The organism is Pseudomonas massiliensis, assembly GCF_000826105.1.
GTDB classification, from domain to species: domain Bacteria; phylum Pseudomonadota; class Gammaproteobacteria; order Pseudomonadales; family Pseudomonadaceae; genus Aquipseudomonas; species Aquipseudomonas massiliensis.
Map to the genome: position 1 here is coordinate 2,133,919 of NZ_CCYK01000007.1, position 16,351 is coordinate 2,150,269.

At 62.5% G+C, this 16,351-nt stretch carries 14 protein-coding genes; 5 read left to right on the forward strand and 9 right to left on the reverse strand.

All coding sequences use genetic code 11. The annotated features are described in order from the left end of the window. Positions 1-10: 10 nt before the first annotated feature. On the forward strand, positions 11-1,432 hold the full coding sequence (mapR, locus tag BN1188_RS20435; protein WP_040263540.1) for a GntR family transcriptional regulator MpaR: 1,422 nt from the start codon (positions 11-13) through the stop codon (positions 1,430-1,432). A gap of 152 nt (positions 1,433-1,584) precedes the next feature. Beyond that, positions 1,585-2,550, forward strand: a complete 966-nt coding sequence (locus BN1188_RS20440) for an endonuclease (RefSeq protein ID WP_040263541.1) — start codon at positions 1,585-1,587, stop codon at positions 2,548-2,550. 73 nt (positions 2,551-2,623) lie between these two features. Here BN1188_RS20440 and BN1188_RS20445 read toward each other — a convergent pair whose 3' ends face one another. The 4 genes from BN1188_RS20445 to BN1188_RS20460 all read right to left on the reverse strand — a co-directional run bounded on the left by BN1188_RS20445 (position 2,624) and on the right by BN1188_RS20460 (position 4,428). Next, positions 2,624-2,995: a histone-like nucleoid-structuring protein, MvaT/MvaU family gene (locus BN1188_RS20445; RefSeq protein ID WP_040263546.1), complete on the reverse strand. Its 372-nt coding sequence runs from the start codon at positions 2,993-2,995 to the stop codon at positions 2,624-2,626. A 117-nt stretch (positions 2,996-3,112) separates the two neighbouring features. After that, the gene (locus BN1188_RS20450) at positions 3,113-3,391 is read right to left on the reverse strand and encodes a hypothetical protein (RefSeq protein WP_040263548.1); all 279 of its coding nucleotides are present in this window, start codon (positions 3,389-3,391) and stop codon (positions 3,113-3,115) included. 312 nt (positions 3,392-3,703) lie between these two features. Continuing rightward, entirely contained in the window at positions 3,704-3,904 is a 201-nt protein-coding gene (locus BN1188_RS20455; protein ID WP_052469417.1) for a hypothetical protein, read from the reverse strand. A gap of 98 nt (positions 3,905-4,002) precedes the next feature. Further along, on the reverse strand, positions 4,003-4,428 hold the full coding sequence (locus BN1188_RS20460) for a VOC family protein (protein ID WP_040263549.1): 426 nt from the start codon (positions 4,426-4,428) through the stop codon (positions 4,003-4,005). A 140-nt stretch (positions 4,429-4,568) separates the two neighbouring features. Between BN1188_RS20460 and BN1188_RS20465 the strand changes: the two genes are divergently transcribed. Together BN1188_RS20465 and BN1188_RS20470 are read left to right on the forward strand one after the other, a co-directional pair. Next, positions 4,569-5,525, forward strand: a complete 957-nt coding sequence (locus tag BN1188_RS20465) for a LysR family transcriptional regulator (protein WP_084596309.1) — start codon at positions 4,569-4,571, stop codon at positions 5,523-5,525. Positions 5,526-5,631: 106 nt separating this feature from the next. Continuing rightward, a complete protein-coding gene (locus BN1188_RS20470; protein ID WP_040263550.1) occupies positions 5,632-6,396 on the forward strand; it encodes a ZIP family metal transporter in 765 nt (254 codons plus the stop codon). 18 nt (positions 6,397-6,414) lie between these two features. Here the strand turns inward: BN1188_RS20470 and BN1188_RS20475 are convergent, their stop codons facing one another. After that, a complete protein-coding gene (locus BN1188_RS20475; RefSeq protein ID WP_040263551.1) occupies positions 6,415-8,676 on the reverse strand; it encodes an MHYT domain-containing protein in 2,262 nt (753 codons plus the stop codon). Between the two features lie 357 nt (positions 8,677-9,033). Between BN1188_RS20475 and BN1188_RS20480 the strand changes: the two genes are divergently transcribed. Beyond that, on the forward strand, positions 9,034-9,351 hold the full coding sequence (locus BN1188_RS20480) for a DMT family transporter (protein WP_040263553.1): 318 nt from the start codon (positions 9,034-9,036) through the stop codon (positions 9,349-9,351). A 69-nt stretch (positions 9,352-9,420) separates the two neighbouring features. Here BN1188_RS20480 and atzF read toward each other — a convergent pair whose 3' ends face one another. From atzF to BN1188_RS20500, 4 genes are all read right to left on the reverse strand, one after another. After that, complete coding sequence (atzF, locus tag BN1188_RS20485) at positions 9,421-11,184, reverse strand: allophanate hydrolase (protein ID WP_040263554.1); 1,764 nt, start codon at positions 11,182-11,184, stop codon at positions 9,421-9,423. Beyond that, complete coding sequence (gene uca / locus BN1188_RS20490) at positions 11,181-14,789, reverse strand: urea carboxylase (RefSeq protein ID WP_040263556.1); 3,609 nt, start codon at positions 14,787-14,789, stop codon at positions 11,181-11,183. Before uca ends, atzF begins: the two co-directional genes overlap by 4 nt. 200 nt (positions 14,790-14,989) lie before the next feature. Then, positions 14,990-15,616: an urea amidolyase associated protein UAAP2 gene (locus BN1188_RS20495; protein ID WP_040263557.1), complete on the reverse strand. Its 627-nt coding sequence runs from the start codon at positions 15,614-15,616 to the stop codon at positions 14,990-14,992. Between the two features lie 11 nt (positions 15,617-15,627). Further along, positions 15,628-16,341, reverse strand: a complete 714-nt coding sequence (locus tag BN1188_RS20500) for an urea amidolyase associated protein UAAP1 (RefSeq protein ID WP_040263558.1) — start codon at positions 16,339-16,341, stop codon at positions 15,628-15,630. Positions 16,342-16,351 lie beyond the last annotated feature (10 nt).

Below are 16,351 nucleotides of genomic sequence, written 5' to 3' on the forward strand. Positions count from 1 at the left end.
ACCCCATGCCATGCACAAGCTCAAGCGCTACGAAAAGCTCGCCGATGAAATCGCCGCGCTGATACGCTCCGGTGTGCTGGCTCCCAATGAACGGGTGCCCTCGGTCAGGCTGGCCTGCCAGAACTACGGGGTCAGCCCTGCCACCGTGTTCAAGGCGTACTACCTGCTCGAAGACCGCGGGCTGATCCAGGCGCGGGCGCGCTCGGGTTATTACGTTCGTGCGCTGGCGCGGGACTCGCTAGCCGAACCGGAGATCAAGCGCCAGGAGGGTATTGCCCAGGATGTGGACGTAAGCGAACTGGTATTCTCAGTGCTCAGCTCCCTGCGCGACCCTCACACTGTACCCTTCGGCTCCGCGTTTCCCAGCGCCGATCTGTTTCCCCTGCCGCGCCTGGCCAAGTCCATGGGCCAGGCCCTGCGACGCTTGTCGGCTCATCAGATCATCGCTGACCAGACCAACGGCAACGACGCACTGAAACGCCAGATCGCCCTGAGGTACACCCTGGCTGGGGTAATGTTGCCCGTGGAAGAGCTGGTGATCACCACGGGTGCCATGGAGGCGCTCAATCTATGCCTGCAGGCGGTCACCTCGCCCGGGGACCTGGTGGCGATCGAGGCTCCGGCTTTTTATGCGTCGCTCCAGGTGCTGGAACGCCTCAAGCTCAAGGCCGTGGAGATTCCAGTGCATCCCCGGGACGGTATCGACCTGGATGTACTGGCCGATACCCTCGACAAGCTGCCGATAAGGGCCTGCTGGTTCATGAGTTCCTTCCAGAATCCCATGGGGGCCAGCCTGAGCGATGGGCGCAAGCGCCAGCTCGTGGATCTGCTGCATCGCCATGGAACGCCACTGATCGAAGATGATGTATACGCCGAGCTGTACTTCGGCGACCACCCTCCAACGCCGATCAAGCACTATGACCGCGATGGATTGGTAATGCATTGCGGTTCGTTTTCCAAAAGCCTGGCTCCGGGTTACCGGGTCGGCTGGGTCGCGGCCGGGCGCTTCGCCAGCAAGGTGTTCCAGCTCAAGCTGATGACCACCATCTCGCCGTCGGTGCCGGCGCAGGCGGCGATTGCCGATTACCTGCAGCACGGCGGGCATGATCGCCATTTGCGCAGGCTAAGGCACGGCCTCGAAACCCAACAACAGGCCATGCTCCTGGCGGCCTCTCGATACTTTCCCGCGCAGACCCGGGTCACGCGCCCGGTAGGCGGGTATTTTCTCTGGTTCGAATTCCCCGCCCAGGTCGACGCGCTCAAGCTCTTCAGGCTGGCCATGGCAGAGGGTGTGAGCCTGGCGCCCGGGCCGATCTTTTCGGCGACGCGCTCGTTCGGCCACTGCGCTCGGCTCAATTACGGGCATCCGTGGACCGATGAATCGGAACGGGCCATGCAGCTGCTCGGGCATCTTATTGAATCATTATCATGAGCAACCTTGGCCGCGCGTGGGGCGCGGCACGGGGTAACTCGTGAATACCGCGGGCTTGAACGAAGTTAACCATTGTAGTGCCTGTCCATAAGACAAGGGCGCATTTTTGCCGGTGCGCACTATAATGCCCTTCCTTCACCGACTATTGCCCTATGAAAAACACTTTCCTTGCCCCGCTGTTGTCGTTGCTTGTCGCTTTTCCCGCATTTGCCGATCCGCCCGCCACCTTCGCCGAAGCCAAGGTTATCGCCAAGCAGAAGGTTTACTTCGACCAGGCCAACAGCGACCTGGGTGAACTCTATTGCGGCTGTCATTGGGCCTGGACTGGCAAGTCCGGCGGACGAATCGATGCACAGTCCTGCGGCCTTCAAACCCGCGCCCAGGAAACTCGCGCCAAGCGTACCGAGTGGGAACATATTGTTCCGGCCTGGACCTTCGGCCAGCAAAGGCAATGTTGGCAAGACGGTGGTCGGGAACATTGTGTCAAAGATGACCCTGTCTTCCGTGCCATGGAAGCCGACCTGTTCAACCTTTACCCCTCCGTTGGCGAAGTGAATGGCGACCGCAGTAACTTTAACTATGGCATGGCGCCCGGCGTCGCGCCGCAATACGGCCAGTGCAAAACCCGTGTGGACTTCGATCATCGAACCGCCGAGCCACGCGATGAAGTCAAGGGCCTTGTGGCCCGCACCACCTTCTACATGTTCGATCGCTACAACTTGAGCATGTCCAGGCAACAGCAACAACTTCTAATGGCGTGGGACAAGCAATTCCCGGTGACCACTTGGGAGCGCGAACGCAACACGCGAATCGCCGCCATCATGGGCCATGACAACCCTTTCGTTACCAGGCAGCGAGCCTGGAGCCTGGGCTATAAACCTGTGGGCGATGGCGTGGTCAGCCCGGTACCGATGCGGCCGACCACGCAGCCCAAGCAGGACAGTTCAGCCTCGAAGGCCGCGCCAGGCTCGATCATCGGAAACCGGGGCAGTCATGTCTATCATCTACCCGAAGGCTGCCCTGGGTATACCCAGGTTGGCGAAAAGAACCGGATCAACTTCGCCTCCGAGGCCGAAGCGGTCAAGGCGGGCTACCGCAAAGCTGGCAACTGCCGATAGCGGCCGGGCGCCCGTTACCGACGCCCTGGTCTGAGCGAGGCTGCCAGCAACGGCTTCGCTCGGATCACTGGTATCACTGCAGCCAGGATTCAACAGTTTCGGCGCCGTATTGGGCCTTCCACTCTTTCAGCACCTTATGATTGCCACCTTTGGTTTCCACCACTTCGCCGCTTTCAGGGTGCTTGTAGCGTTTGACCTGGCGTGCCCGGCGGGTCGCTTTTTCCGGTTCCGGGGCCGGCGCGCGAGTACGTCGGGATGAACCCTGCGGATCGAGAATCTCGACGATATGCTTCAAACTAAAGCCATATTCGCCAAGCAGGTCGCGCAGTTTTTCTTCGAACTCGACCTCGCGCTTGAGGCCTTCATCGTTCTTCATGTTTTCAAGCTCTGCGAGCTGTGCGGCGAGCTGTTGTTCAAGGGCACGGAATTCTGCGAGGCGAGACATAAGATAATCCTTCGAGTCGGAGCCAACGAGTATAGGGAGTGCTGCGCATTTCTGATAGTAGGACAATTGAAAGATACGAATGTCCCGTCGAAGAACTACAGCAGTCTCCATGGCGGCCTACTTCAATGCGTTGCGCTGAACATACGCACGCACATTTCTTGCCGGCACATAGACTTGTGCCGAGCCCGCTGTCGAAGTTTGCAGGATTTCCACTGCCATATCCTGTCTGGAGAGTCGGCAGCCACGGATCAGTTGGTAGTCGCCCTGCTCGAGGCGCTCGATGGATGCCGCGCTGTCACAAAGTAGCGACCCCTTGGGAAGTGTCCGATCAGCACCGTGGGCGCTCTGGACACTCGCTACAAAAAGCCCCATGCACACCAGCGTACCCTTTTTCATATGCGCTTCCTTAGCTTGCGAAAGCGCAATGAAAGACCAAAACCGAAATAATTTCCACTGCCAGGTTCGTCACATGAAAGTGGCAGCCCTTAAGGCTGTGAGCGAATGCTTAGGGGCTGCCGTAACCTGGTCGCCCCTGGGGCGTCTGCATCCCTGAGGCAGAAAAATGAACAATGAGTCCCGAAGCCATGCTTTTCAGCAGCGTGGTCGCGGATCTATCACCGTGCAGCGCGGCAAGGTAGGCCAGGGAACGCCAAGCCTGGGTCAGGAAGAGCTGATTCCCGCGATTGAAGATCTCCGTGATCTACGGCCTCAAGGCGTGCCAGGGTCTGCCAATGGCGCGCGTTCGTCGAGGAGTTCGGCGAGCGCGTCGGCCACGTCGCCATCCAGTTCAGCGATGTCCTCTTCGGCATCGTCCAGGTCATTCAATGGCGATTCATCAGCGCGCCAGGACCAAGGCATGTGGAGCGGCCGTGCCAGGCCACTGTGGCCGGAAATACAGTGAGCGATCATGGTTGGAACTCCTTAGCGAAGATAGAGGCTCTTCCGTTAGTCCTCCGGAAAGCCCGAAGGTTACAGGGAGCGACGATCAGGCTGCCTCTCGCGCTCCATTACTTGGCGAACAATTGGCGCATATCCTTGAAGGCTTTGAACTCAAGCGCATTGCCACAGGGGTCGAACAGGAACATGGTTGCCTGTTCACCCACCTGGCCCTTGAAGCGGACGTAGGGCTCGATCACGAAGGCCGTACCATGAGCCTTGAGCCGTTCTGCCAGTGCTTCCCACTCCGGCCAGCTCAACACGATGCCAAAGTGCGGCACCGGCACATCGTGACCGTCCACTGCATTGGTATGAGCCGCCTCTTGGCTCGCGGTCCTGGGGTGTTCGTGGATCACCAGCTGATGGCCGTAGAAGTCGAAGTCGACCCAGTGCTCGCTGGAACGCCCTTCGGCCAGGCCGAAGGTTTCGCCATAGAAAGCACGCGCCGCGGCCAGGTCGTAGACGGGAATCGCGAGGTGAAAGGGAGATAGGCTCATCCAGTAACTCCTTATTGGGCTGAAAACGACGTACCGGCTTTAAGGCCTTGGCAGAAATCCGGCCATGCCGCACTTTAGCGGTTGGCCAATCAACAAGAAAAACAATATATTTTTGCGAGACCCACAAATAAATTCGATCAATGATTCGTGAATTGAAAACCCTGATCGCGGTAGCGCGCGAAGGTACGTTCGCAGCGGCTGCGCAGAAGATCGGCCTGACCCAGGCCGCCGTGAGTGCGCAGATCGCCCGCCTCGAAGCGGACATCGGCGTCCGCTTGTTCGACCGAACCGGCCGCACCGCTGTCTTGACCTCTATGGGTCATCAAACCCTCCTGCAAGCACAGCAAATGGTCACGCTCTACCAGAGCCTGGGCTCCCCTGCCCCCGAACCTCAGCCGCCGAGGATGGTTACCCTGGGCGCGATCGCCTCGGCGCAACGAACGCTCCTCCCTGGCGCACTGGCCGGTTTCCATGGGCAATACCCGGACGTTCGTACCCGCGTTCTGCCAGGCCTGTCGATGACGTTGCTGGATCAGGTAGATGCAGGTGACATCGACATGGCGGTCATCATCCACCCTGCCTTCTCGCTGCAGAGCGACCTGCGCTGGACGCCGATTGCGCGCGAGCCCTACCGTCTACTGGTGCCCAGGGATACACCAGAGGCCCACTGGCGCGACCTGCTCGCTTCGCAGCCCTTCATCCGCTACGACCGAGCTTCGTTCGGAGGCCGGCAGGTGGACAGGTTCCTGCGCAGCCTGCCAGTCGCGCCCCAGGAGCGCTGTGAACTGGACGAGCTTGAAGCCATCACCGAGCTAGTGGCCAAGGGCGTCGGGGTAGCCTTGGTGCCGCAGACACTGGGGCATCAGGGCTGGCCGGAAAGCGTCCGGGCCATGGATCTGGGAAAGCACGGTTTCCATCGCGACATCGGCCTGGTTCACCGACCTGAGCGGACCCTGAGTGACCCTGCGCGGATACTGGCCAGGCTAATCGAATCATCGGCGTTGAAGCTGGGCGAAAACCTACCCACGAATGCCATCTCACCAGGTGAAACTCAGTCGCCCACCGAAGGACTTGAGGGAATCGTCACCCACCGTTAAGAGCTCGCCTGATCACTTCCGCTATAACGAGGCCCGGATGAGGCCCAGGGATCGCTCGAGCATGGCAAGGGTCCGAAGGAAGGGGCCGGTCATTCAGGAGGCGGTTATGGCGAATCTACCGGTGTGGCTGCAGGCCGGATTGTGGGGGCTGTTGGCGGGCGGCGCGCTCCTGATAGGGGCAGTCATCGCGTATTTCATCAAGGTGCCGCGCCGGCTGATCGCCGCAGTGATGGCTTTCGGCAGCGGTGTGCTGATTTCGGCGCTGTCCTTTGAACTGATGCAGGAGGCCTACGAAAAGGGCGGCTTCGATTCCACAGCGTTCGGGTTTCTCACCGGGGCGGCGGTCTATACCCTGGCGAACTGGGTACTGGCTAGCTACGGTGCCAGGCACCGAAAACGCTCAGGCGAACGCCAGCCCTCGGAAGCGGACGACCAAGGCAGTGGCGCCGCCATTGCCGTCGGCGCGCTCCTCGACGGCATCCCCGAGTCCATCGTCATCGGGCTGTCGATGCTTGAGGGCGGGGCCGTGAGCAAGGTCGCGGTCATTGCCATTTTCCTCTCCAATATCCCGGAAGGCCTGGCGAGCGCGGCGGGCATGAAACGAGCGGGACGCTCGGCGGCCTATATATTTGGCGTGTGGGGCAGCATTGCGCTGGCTTCGGGCATCGCGTCATTGGTCGGCTATACGCTGTTCCGCGACCTTTCCCCGGATGTGGTTGCCGCCACCACGGCCATCGCGGCGGGCGCCATCCTTTCCATGCTAGTGGATACCATGATCCCGGAAGCGTTCGAGGAAACCCACAACTTCGCCGGGCTCATCACCGTGGCCGGTTTCCTGGCGGCATTCGTCCTGAGCAAGCTGGGAGGCTAGCCATGGTTAGGCTCATTCTTACCGCAAGGGCACTACCTTGGATTTCTCCGGACCCATTACTGCCTGGATCGCCCCGCACAGCGCTTGCTGACTGAAGGGCTTGGCCAGTACGTGGCGAGGTCTTTCGACCTCCGAAAGCTCCGCGTAGCCAGTGGCCAGCAGGGCCGGCATCCATGGCCATTCCATGGCTGCAACCTGGATAAGCTGGGTGCCTGTCATTCCGGGCATCATCTGGTCCGTGATCATCAGATCAAAGCCCGTCGAGGCCCGTAGGGCGACGAGTGCAGCCTCTGGAGTGCTGGTCACTGTAACTTTATGGCCCAGGTCCTCGAGCAGGTCGCATGTGTTGGCAAGCACCAGAGGGTCATCGTCGACCAATAGGACCGAGAGCGCCCGCCCGCCTACATTGGCGGGGGGTTCGACCGCACTGGCTACTGGTTCGATTGACGGGGCGGCCTGACCCACCGGCAACCAGAGCTCGATACAGGTACCTTTACCCAACTCGCTGTGTATTTCGAAGCGGCCGCCAGACTGCTCGGCCAGACCATGGGCCATGGAAAGGCCTAGACCAGTACCCTTGCCTGGTCCCTTGGTGGTGAAGAACGGCTCGGTAGCGCGCCTCAGCGTTTCCGGGCTCATGCCCGTGCCGGTATCCCGGACGCTAAGCACGACGTACTCGCGTTCCGCCTCCTGGGGCGAGGGGCAAGCCAGACGCAGTTGCCCCTCGATGAAGATGGTCCCCCCAGCGTGCATGGCGTCCCGGGCATTCACGACCAGGTTCATCAACACCATTTCAAGCTGATTGACGTCCACATAGGCCGGCGGCAGGCTCAAGGCGAAGCGGCATTCGATCGCAATGCTGGGGCCGGCTGAGCGCTGCAAGAGGTCACGCAGGCCGAGGACGGTTTCGGCAAGCCCCGCCGAGACGGGCTTGAGCTCCTGTTTCCGAGCGAACGCCAGCATGCGTTGGGTCAGGGCCGCGCCGCGCTGAGTGGCCATTAGCGCATTGTCGATCAGCTTTTCGGCGCGGGGAATGTCGCTTGGCAAGCGGGCGCGCAGCAGTTCCAGGCTACCGCTGATCACGTTGAGCAGATTATTGAAATCATGGGCAACGCCACCGGTGAGCTTGCCCACCGCTTCCATCTTCTGCGCCTGCCGAAGCGCAGCCTCGGCATTCTTTCGCTCGGTGATATTGACCAACCCGCCGATGATCAGCGGGCCTTGGGACGTTTCCTCCCAGCGGACCGAAGCCAGGACGTCGATGAACTTGCCATCGCGGACTACCAACCGGTATTCGGAATTCAGGCATTCGCCGGTCTGAAGCAAGACCGGCCAATCCTGGCTCAACAGTTGCCGGGCCGAGCTCTCGGTCATGAAACTGGTCAGCGGTCGGCCTATGACATCCTCCCGCCGATAACCCACCAGCCTCAACCAGGCGTCGCTCACCGACTCCAGGCGACCTTCGCTGTCCAAAGCATGCAGTGGCAATGGTGTCTTGCTATAGAGGTGGCGCAGTCTGGCTTCACTCGTCCGCAAGGCCTGGGCCTCCCGCTCACCCATCATCGCCATGCGCCTGTCGTGAAGGGAGGCGGCTAGCCCAAGAAAAAGAATGATGAACGTGGAACCTGCGACCGAGATGGCAAGGGTCAGCAGGTCCAGTTCGCTGCCCGGCGATAACGAGACGGCGTCCTCCATGGGCGTGAAGTTGGCGCCTGCCATAGCGGTGTAATGCATGCCCGCCACCGCTACGCCCATGGCGAGTGCGGATATCGCCTGGAACGAGAGCCGCCTGGCCTGGGCGGACAGCCACAGCGCGACCGTCGAAGCACTGATGGCGATCATGAAGGACAGCACCACCCAGCCCCAGCTATAGGAGAGGTGCGCATGCAGGGTCATCGCGGCCATGCCCATATAGTGCATGGCTCCGATTCCAAGCCCCATAAACACCCCACCGGTTGCCAGCGTACGGCGATCGGGCTTGCCAGGCGCCACCGCGAAGAAACTGACGGCCGTGACCGCGATAGGCACCAGCAGCGACGCCAATGTCAGCCCCAGGTCATACTGGATTTCCATGCCGGGCATTCCGAACGCTAACATGCCGACGAAATGCATCGACCATACGCTCCCGCCCATGCAAAAGGCGGCGGCGCATAGCCAGACCCGCGACATCGAGCCTCTGGACGCTTGGGCACGGCCGGCCAGGTCCAACGCGGTGAACGAACCCGCTATGGCGATCAGTACCGAAAGGCAAACCAGGGAGATGCTATAGGTCGTTTGCATAGGCGTCATCTGTATCGTAATGAGCGATGGCTCAGGCCGGAATCGGCGCGCTGGCGGCACTACAAACCGGCAATGGCACAGGCGTCCCGACACACGAATGCTCACGCAGCACATGAAAAAATCATGTTGGTGATTAGAGCGTGATTTGCGGCCAGTCGTTCACGCAGGCAACGGCTTACTGGCTCTATCGGAACTGGATGATGCTGGGCTTGCCTGTGACCTGCGCGGCATAACCTTGGTCTATCGGCCCGAGAGCTCGCTATCGAAGCCCTGGCCAGCATGCGATACTGGCGCCGAGGACGACCTCACCCACGTTGGGCGATCATCCGGGACGGCCCGGTTCACGGAGAACCGAGCATGGCTTGGATTTACCTGATCCTGGCAGGCGCGCTGGAAGTGCTCTGGGCGTTTGCCATGAAAACCTCCGAGGGCTTCAGCAAACCCCTGCCCACCCTCGTGACCCTGGTGGCGATGACGGCAAGCTTCGGCCTGCTGACCGTCTCCATGAAGACGCTGCCCCTGGGCACGGCCTATACACTCTGGACAGGCATTGGCGCGGTCGGCGCCTTCCTTGTAGGCATCTTCGTGCTGGGAGAGCCGGCCACGCCCATGCGCCTGGTCGCGGCGCTGCTGATCATCGGTGGCTTGGTGATGATGAAGCTGTCCTCGGGGTGAGCCACCGGCCAGGCCAGGCCAGGCTGAGCGACGCGTTCCCCGTGGCGCGGAAGACGCGCCGCCCGGCGTTCACCCCATGGACGCCAGCCAGGCCTTCCATCCGCCCCATTGGCTGATGTCCGTTGCGCCCTCAAGGCCGTCGGATTCGCAGATGAACCCCGTTTCCCAACGGCCGTCGCTCAGTTCCACCTTGCCCAGCCCCAGGGGCGCGGGTATCCCGGTCAGGAAGGAACCCAGTTCAGCGCTGGGCAACTGCCACACCTCCACGGCAATGGCCACGCCGCCGTCTCGTACACGTACCATGCCTGGACGCTTCACTGGCCCTCCCGCCAAGGCGTACAGGCGGTACGCCGCGGCACTTTGGGTAGCCTCCAGCAATACGCCGCCTCGCTGCCTGAGCTGCCAATTCAAAGGCAGGCCATCGAGGTGAGCACCGCAGACCACCACCCGGGCTTTGTCGTTACGCGCCAGGGTGGCTGGCGCCGCCAGCCCTTGATAGGCGTTGCCCAGGCTCAGCAGGTATTGGTCCGTAAAGGCCCTTGCGAAGAGCGTGATGCCCCAGGGCAGCCCGTTGGCCATCCGGGCGCTGGGCAGCGCCACGGCGGTATAATCGAGCAGGTTCATGAAGTTGGTGTAGTAGCCCAGTTCGGCGTTGCGCAGTACAGGCTCCTCGGCCAGTTCGGCCAAGGTAACGGGCCGCCCGATGGTGGGAGTGAGCATGCAGTCGATATCGTTCATGACCCGATCACATCGAGCCTTGAGGGCCTGCAGTCGATACTGAGCGCGGAAGGTGTCCACCCCTGTCACTCCGGGCGCCTTGGCCAGCACCGCATGGATCACCGGCAATAGCGCCTGCGGCTGTGCCGCAGCCAGATCCCCGACCACGCTATAGCGCTCGGCCACCCAGGGCCCTTCGTACAGTAGCTTGGCTGCTTCCAGGAACGGGGACAGGTCGATGGTGACAGGCTCTCCGCCCAATGCCTGTAGCCGTTCCACGGCATCGCTGAACAAGGCCGGGCCTTCGGCGCATCCGAAGAATTCCAGGTCCTGCTGGCGAGGAATGCCGAATCGGAAAGTGCCGACACGTCCGTAGGCGCTCCCATCGTTCCAGGCCGGGTTGCTTCGGCTGTAGTCATCGGTGGGGTCGGCTTCTGCCAGCAAGGCCAATAACCGACTGGCTTCGGCTGCCGTTTGGGTGAAGGTGGTTACACAGTCCAGCGTACGACAGGCCGGCACTACGCCCGCCGTGGAGATCAGGCCCTTGGTGGCCTTCAGGCCCACCAGGCCATTGAGCGCCGCCGGCACCCGGCCGGAACCGGCGGTATCGGTACCCAGGGCGAAACTGACCAGCCCAAGGGCTACCGCCACCGGCGATCCAGCACTGGAGCCGCCCGAGGGATAATCGCGCAGCACGCTGTTCACGCACGCCCCATAGGGCGAGCGGGTGCCGTTCAGGCCCGTGGCGAACTGGTCCAGGTTGGTCTTGCCCAGCGGGACGGCGCCAAGGTCGATCAACTGCTGCACGACGGTGGCCGAGCGCTCAGGTGTATAGGCAAAGGCCGGACAGGCAGCGGTGGTGGGAATGCCAGCGAGATCGATATTGTCCTTGATCGCGAAGGGTACGCCGTATAACGGCAGGCTTTCGATGGACGAAGCTTCAAGCGCTTCCAGATACGGCTGCAACTGCGCCGCGGTCAACACATGGATGAACATGTTGTAGTCGGGGTTCATCGCTTCGGCTTGATCACGTAGCCCAAGGATCAGTTGCCGGGGCGTCACGTCGCCGCTCAGGTAGCGTTGGCGCAGCGAATCGAGTTGAAGGGACGGGTTCATGCTGCGACTCCATTGGTTGACGGCTCGATGACAACGACACGCTGGCCAGCCCGCACGGCGGCGCCGGGCTCGACTCTCACTTCGCGCACTACGCCAGCGCAGGGTGCCTGCAGCGGTATCTCCATTTTCATGGACTCAAGGACGACCAGGGTGGCCCCGGCCTCTACCTGGTCACCAGGCCTGACCTGGGCCTGCCACAGGTTCCCGGCGATAGGACTTTCCACACTGAGCAGGTGCACAGGCAATACCGCCTCCTCGGCCTGCTCAGGCATGACTTCGAGACTCTCGAAATGCGCCTGGCCGCTGTCTACCCAGCGCTGGCGCTCCGCCGCGAACGCGGCCCGTTGCCGCTGGCGGAACGCGCAGATGCTGTCGGCCTCCTCCGCCAGAAAAGCCTGGTAGTCGGCCAGCCGCAGCTGACTCTGCTCGATATGCAATTCGAAGCGGCCCAAGGGGAAATCGCGGCGTATGCGCTCAAGCTCCACGGCGGTCACGGGGTAGAAACGGATCTGGTCGAAGAACCGCAGTAACCAGGGCTTACCGCCAAAGGCCGGCACCTCGCGGTAGCGGTTCCACATCTGCAGGGTGCGGCCCACGAACTGGTACCCGCCGGGCCCTTCCATGCCGTAAACGCACATGTAGGCGCCGCCGATGCCCACCGAATTCTCCGCCGTCCAGGTGCGCGCAGGGTTGTACTTGGTCGTGACCAGGCGGTGTCTTGGGTCCAGCGGCGTAGCTACGGGCGCGCCCAGGTAGACGTCACCCAGGCCCATGACCAGGTAGCTGGCGTCGAACACTGTACGCTGTACCTCATCCAGGTCGGGGAGATCGTTGATCCGACGGATGAACTCCAGGTTGCTGGGGCACCAGGGTGCGTCCCTGCGCACCGTGGTCATGTACTTTTCAATCGCCAATTGGCAGGCCGGGTCGTCCCAGGACAGTGGCAAGTGGACTATCCGCGAGGGCACCTCCAGGTCGGTCTGCGCGCAAACCACATCCCACAGGCACGCGACTGTCTCGAGCAGTTGCCGCAGGGGCAAACGCTCCGGCTGGTAATGCACTTGGAGCGAGCGGATGCCTGGGGTCAGGTCAAACACTCCCGCCAGCCCCGCCTGCTCCAGCACCTGCATCAATGCATGAGCGCGAAAACGCAATACCAGGTCGAGTTCGGGGTCGCCGATCTCCAGAAGCAGATGCGTATCACCCGCCACCCGGGCGACCAGCCGGGTATCGCCGCTGCCCACGTCCATGACAATCGGCGAACCCGGTACCCCCGCGGGTTCTGGCGCTGCAGGGCTCACCTGTTCCTCGCTCTGCAGCGGCGCGGTGGCCAAGGCGCGGGCGGTAGGGATATCCGTCGGCACGAAGCGTACCTTGTCTCCAGCCTTGAGCTGGCCCAACTGCCAGAGATCCGCTTCGATCACCGTGACCAGGCAAACGAAGCCGCCCAGGCTCGGACCATCCGGCCCGAGGATCACCGGCATGTCACCGGTGAAATCCACGGCGCCGATGGCGTAGGGGTTGTCATGGATATTGGACGGGTGCAGGCCCGCCTCGCCACCGTCCTGGCGTACCCACTCCGGCTTGGGCCCGATCAGGCGGACCCCCGTGCGGCTGGAGTTGAAATGGACTTCCCATTCGGTGGCCAGGAAGGTCTCGACGTACTCGGGCGTGAAGTATTCCGGGGCGCCATGGGGCCCGTAGATCACCCGTAGTTCACGGATGGCGGCGAGCGGCTTCCGAGGGGGCAGCCTGGCGCCGACCGTCTCGTCAAGCAAGGGCGCCAGGTGCAGCACATCACCGGCTCGCAGCGCCCGCCCGCCGTGCCCACCGAACTGCCCGAGGGTAAAGGTGCTCTTGCTGCCCAGGTAGCGGGGCACTTGAATGCCGCCGCGGACACAGAGATAGGCTCGTGCCCCCGCCCCCGGGATGGCGCCGAGGCTCAGTACCGAGCCCGCCCGGACCAGCAGCGCGGTATCCATCTTGGCAGCGCGGCCATCGACCGTGACGGGCAGGGCCGCGCCTGTGACTGCCACTACCGCGTCGGTATTGAAACGCAGCGAGGGTCCGGCCATGGTGATTTCCAACGCCGCCTCGCCTTCGCTGTTCCCTAGCAACAGATTGCCCAGGCGTAGTGCCCGACTGTCCATGGGCCCGGACGGCGGAACGCCGACGGCCCAATAGCCTAAGCGCCCCGGAAAATCCTGTACGCTGGTCTGGGTACCGCCACTGAGCACTTCCACCGTAGCGGCCCGGTACACCAGTTGCTCAAGGCAACGGGTCCAGGGTTGGCCCTGAGCGAAGGGCGCATCCTGCAGGATCTGCTTGAGGTAGGTCCGATTCGTTTCCACGCCATAGATCAAGGTGCTATCGAGCGCCTCTTGCAGTCGCGCGCAGGCCTGTCCACGGTTCTCGCCCCAGGCGATCAGCTTGGCGAGCATTGGGTCGAAATAGGGCGGGACCTCGCAGCCGGCCTCCACCCAGGTGTCCACCCGAAGCGTTTCGCCATCGGCCTCCGGGAACTGGACAGCGGTCAGCAATCCCGGGCTTGGCTGGAACTCCTTGCCTGGGTCCTCGGCGTAGAGCCTCGCCTGGACCGCATGCCCGCGTGGTTGCAAGCGGCTGGCCAGCACCTCAAGTGGCGGCAAGGCACCCGCAGCCAGTTCGACCATCCAGCGTACAAGGTCAATGCCCCATACCTGCTCGGTCACCCCGTGCTCCACCTGCAGTCGGGTGTTGACTTCCAGGAAATAGAAACGCTGCGCCTGGGCGTCGAACACGAACTCCACGGTCCCCGCGCTACGGTAGTCCACTGCCTTGGCCAGCCGCACCGCGGCTTCGCACAGGGCTTCGGCTATCCCTGGCGCGAGATTCGGCGCGGGCGTTTCTTCCACGACCTTCTGGTTGCGACGCTGCACCGAGCAATCCCGTACACCCAGGGCGATGACGCCCCCCTGCCCATCGCCGAAGACCTGTACCTCCAGATGTCTGGCGCGCTGGATGTACTTCTCGATGAACACGCCATTGTCGCTGAAATTATTCTGGCCAAGGCGGCGAACCGCCTCGAAGGCTTCCTCCAGTTCACTGGCCGAACTACACACCCGCATGCCGATTCCGCCCCCGCCCGCTGTGCTCTTGAGCATGATCGGGTAACCCACATGGTCGGCGGCGGCCAGCGCATCCTCGAGGGTATCCAGCAGGTCCGTGCCTTCGAGCAGCGGTACGCCATGGGCCCGAGCCAGGGCACGGGCGGTGTGTTTGAGGCCGAACAGCTTCAACTGTTCCGGCGTCGGGCCAACGAAAGCGATGCCCGCGTTTTCACAGGCCTCGGCGAAGGCCGCGTTCTCGGAAAGAAACCCGTACCCGGGGTGGATAGCCCTCGCGCCGGCCTGGCGGGCGGCGGCAATGATCTTGTCCACCGCCAGGTAGGTGCTGGCCGCCGCGCCCTCCCCGAGGCTGATGGCCTGGTCGGCCTGGGTGACATGACCGCTGGCCACATCGGCCTCGGCATAGACCGCGATGCCCTTGACGTTCATCTGGCCAAGGGTGCGCAGGATCCGGCAAGCGATGGCGCCGCGGTTGGCGATCAACAGTGATTCGAACATGAGTAGCCCCTGAAACGGCCTGCGCCGCTCGGCTGGGTTGTGGGTCGTCCCACAGTGCTTACGAGGTCTTGGGGCCGTCCCCAGACTGAATCATGAATGCGGTCGGAAACGGTCAGGCGGCTCGCAGCGATACAGAAGACGGCCCGCCCGGACCTGGCAGCACAGGTACAGCCATTGCCGCAGCAGGCGCGCCCAGCGCCTCAGGCCCATACTGTCAACTCCGCGGGAGTCGGGTTGTAGCCGTTGCAGGGGTTGTTCAACTGAGGGCAGTTGGAGATCAACACCATGACGTCCATCTCGGCGCGCAGGAGTACATACTTGCCAGGCGCGGAAATGCCGTCTTCGAACGTCAGGCCCCCCTCGGGCGTCACCGGAACGTTCATGAAGAAATTGATGTTGGGGCTGATGTCCCGCTTGTCCAGGCGGCCATCATGGGCGCAGGCACGCAGGTAGTTATCCCGGCAGCTGTGCATATGGCGCTTGTCCAGCGCATAGCGAACGGTATTGCTCTCCTGGGAACAGGCGCCGCCCAGGGTGTCGTGGCGTCCACAATTATCATCCACCAGGGTCAGCATCGGGCGGCCCAGGTTCGAATACAGCACGCTGCCCTTGCCCAGGTATACATTGCCCTGCCGGCGCAGGGTCCGCTGTACGTCATAGCGCTCTCGAGGGTTGGCGGCGCTGTAGAACAGCGTGTCGATGGCCTGGTTTCCTTCCAGGTCGAGGATGCGTAGCGTCTGCCCGGCTTTCACCTCAGTGAGCCAAGGCTCGCCCGCCGGCACGGTTGCACGGTAAAGGGCCGTTTCCGGCTGCAGTTGCGCGTTCATGAGGTTCTCCTTCAAGCGAAAAGTCGTTCAGTGTTGACGAAGCCGCGCTCGTTCTCCGGGCGTGAGACGCGGCAGTGCTCGGCAGCGCTGGCGTCGGCCTTCATGAAGGTCAGCTGTACCGGCTTGGGCGCGTACTCCACGTGTGGGTCCATGGGGTGCTGAAGGGCGGTGACCACGAAGAGCGTGTCCATGGGCGCGTAGAGCTCGATGCACTGCCCTGCCCTGGAGTTTCCTTCGACGAAATGCAGCCCGCCTTCGGCGTCGACGTCAACCCGACTGAAAAGGTTGAGCACCATGGTCAGGTCGCTCAGTCCAAGGCCCCACTTGCCCATTTCCACCAGCAGATTGTCCGCGCCGTTGCGGAAAAAGCCGTTGCGCAGCTCCTGGTAGCGCCCTTCCCCATATTTTTCTCGCACTTCTTCAGCGCAGAGCACGCCGCCGATGCTGTCGCTCCAGCCGCAGGTGTCCCGGACAATGGCCGCCAGTACCCGCCCCATGTCTGAGTACAGACAGTGCCCGGCGGTGAGCTTGGCGGTGTGCTGGCATTTAAGGCTGTCTGGCAGGTTCAGGCGCTCGGTCTTTTCGCGAGCGTTGAACAGGGTAAGGCTCACATTGGCGCCGCCTTCCAGATCGGTCACGCGCAGCAGCTGGCCACGCTTGAGCACGAAGGAGGCATGCCCCCCGCCTGGCAGCAGCTCTTCGGAAAACACAGTCGGTTCATTCATAGGTCAGGGC

Coding starts and splice junctions, on each gene's coding strand:
- BN1188_RS20465 (WP_084596309.1), top strand. CDS start 4,569: ATGATTCGTGAATTGAAAACCCTGATCGCGGTAGCGCGCGAAGGTACG.
- BN1188_RS20480 (WP_040263553.1), top strand. CDS start 9,034: ATGGCTTGGATTTACCTGATCCTGGCAGGCGCGCTGGAAGTGCTCTGG.
- BN1188_RS20450 (WP_040263548.1), bottom strand. CDS start 3,391: ATGAAAAAGGGTACGCTGGTGTGCATGGGGCTTTTTGTAGCGAGTGTC.
- uca (WP_040263556.1), bottom strand. CDS start 14,789: ATGTTCGAATCACTGTTGATCGCCAACCGCGGCGCCATCGCTTGCCGG.
- mapR (WP_040263540.1), top strand. CDS start 11: ATGCACAAGCTCAAGCGCTACGAAAAGCTCGCCGATGAAATCGCCGCG.
- BN1188_RS20495 (WP_040263557.1), bottom strand. CDS start 15,616: ATGAACGCGCAACTGCAGCCGGAAACGGCCCTTTACCGTGCAACCGTG.
- BN1188_RS20440 (WP_040263541.1), top strand. CDS start 1,585: ATGAAAAACACTTTCCTTGCCCCGCTGTTGTCGTTGCTTGTCGCTTTT.
- BN1188_RS20460 (WP_040263549.1), bottom strand. CDS start 4,428: ATGAGCCTATCTCCCTTTCACCTCGCGATTCCCGTCTACGACCTGGCC.
- BN1188_RS20470 (WP_040263550.1), top strand. CDS start 5,632: ATGGCGAATCTACCGGTGTGGCTGCAGGCCGGATTGTGGGGGCTGTTG.
- BN1188_RS20455 (WP_052469417.1), bottom strand. CDS start 3,904: ATGATCGCTCACTGTATTTCCGGCCACAGTGGCCTGGCACGGCCGCTC.
- BN1188_RS20475 (WP_040263551.1), bottom strand. CDS start 8,676: ATGCAAACGACCTATAGCATCTCCCTGGTTTGCCTTTCGGTACTGATC.
- atzF (WP_040263554.1), bottom strand. CDS start 11,184: ATGAACCCGTCCCTTCAACTCGATTCGCTGCGCCAACGCTACCTGAGC.
- BN1188_RS20445 (WP_040263546.1), bottom strand. CDS start 2,995: ATGTCTCGCCTCGCAGAATTCCGTGCCCTTGAACAACAGCTCGCCGCA.
- BN1188_RS20500 (WP_040263558.1), bottom strand. CDS start 16,341: ATGAATGAACCGACTGTGTTTTCCGAAGAGCTGCTGCCAGGCGGGGGG.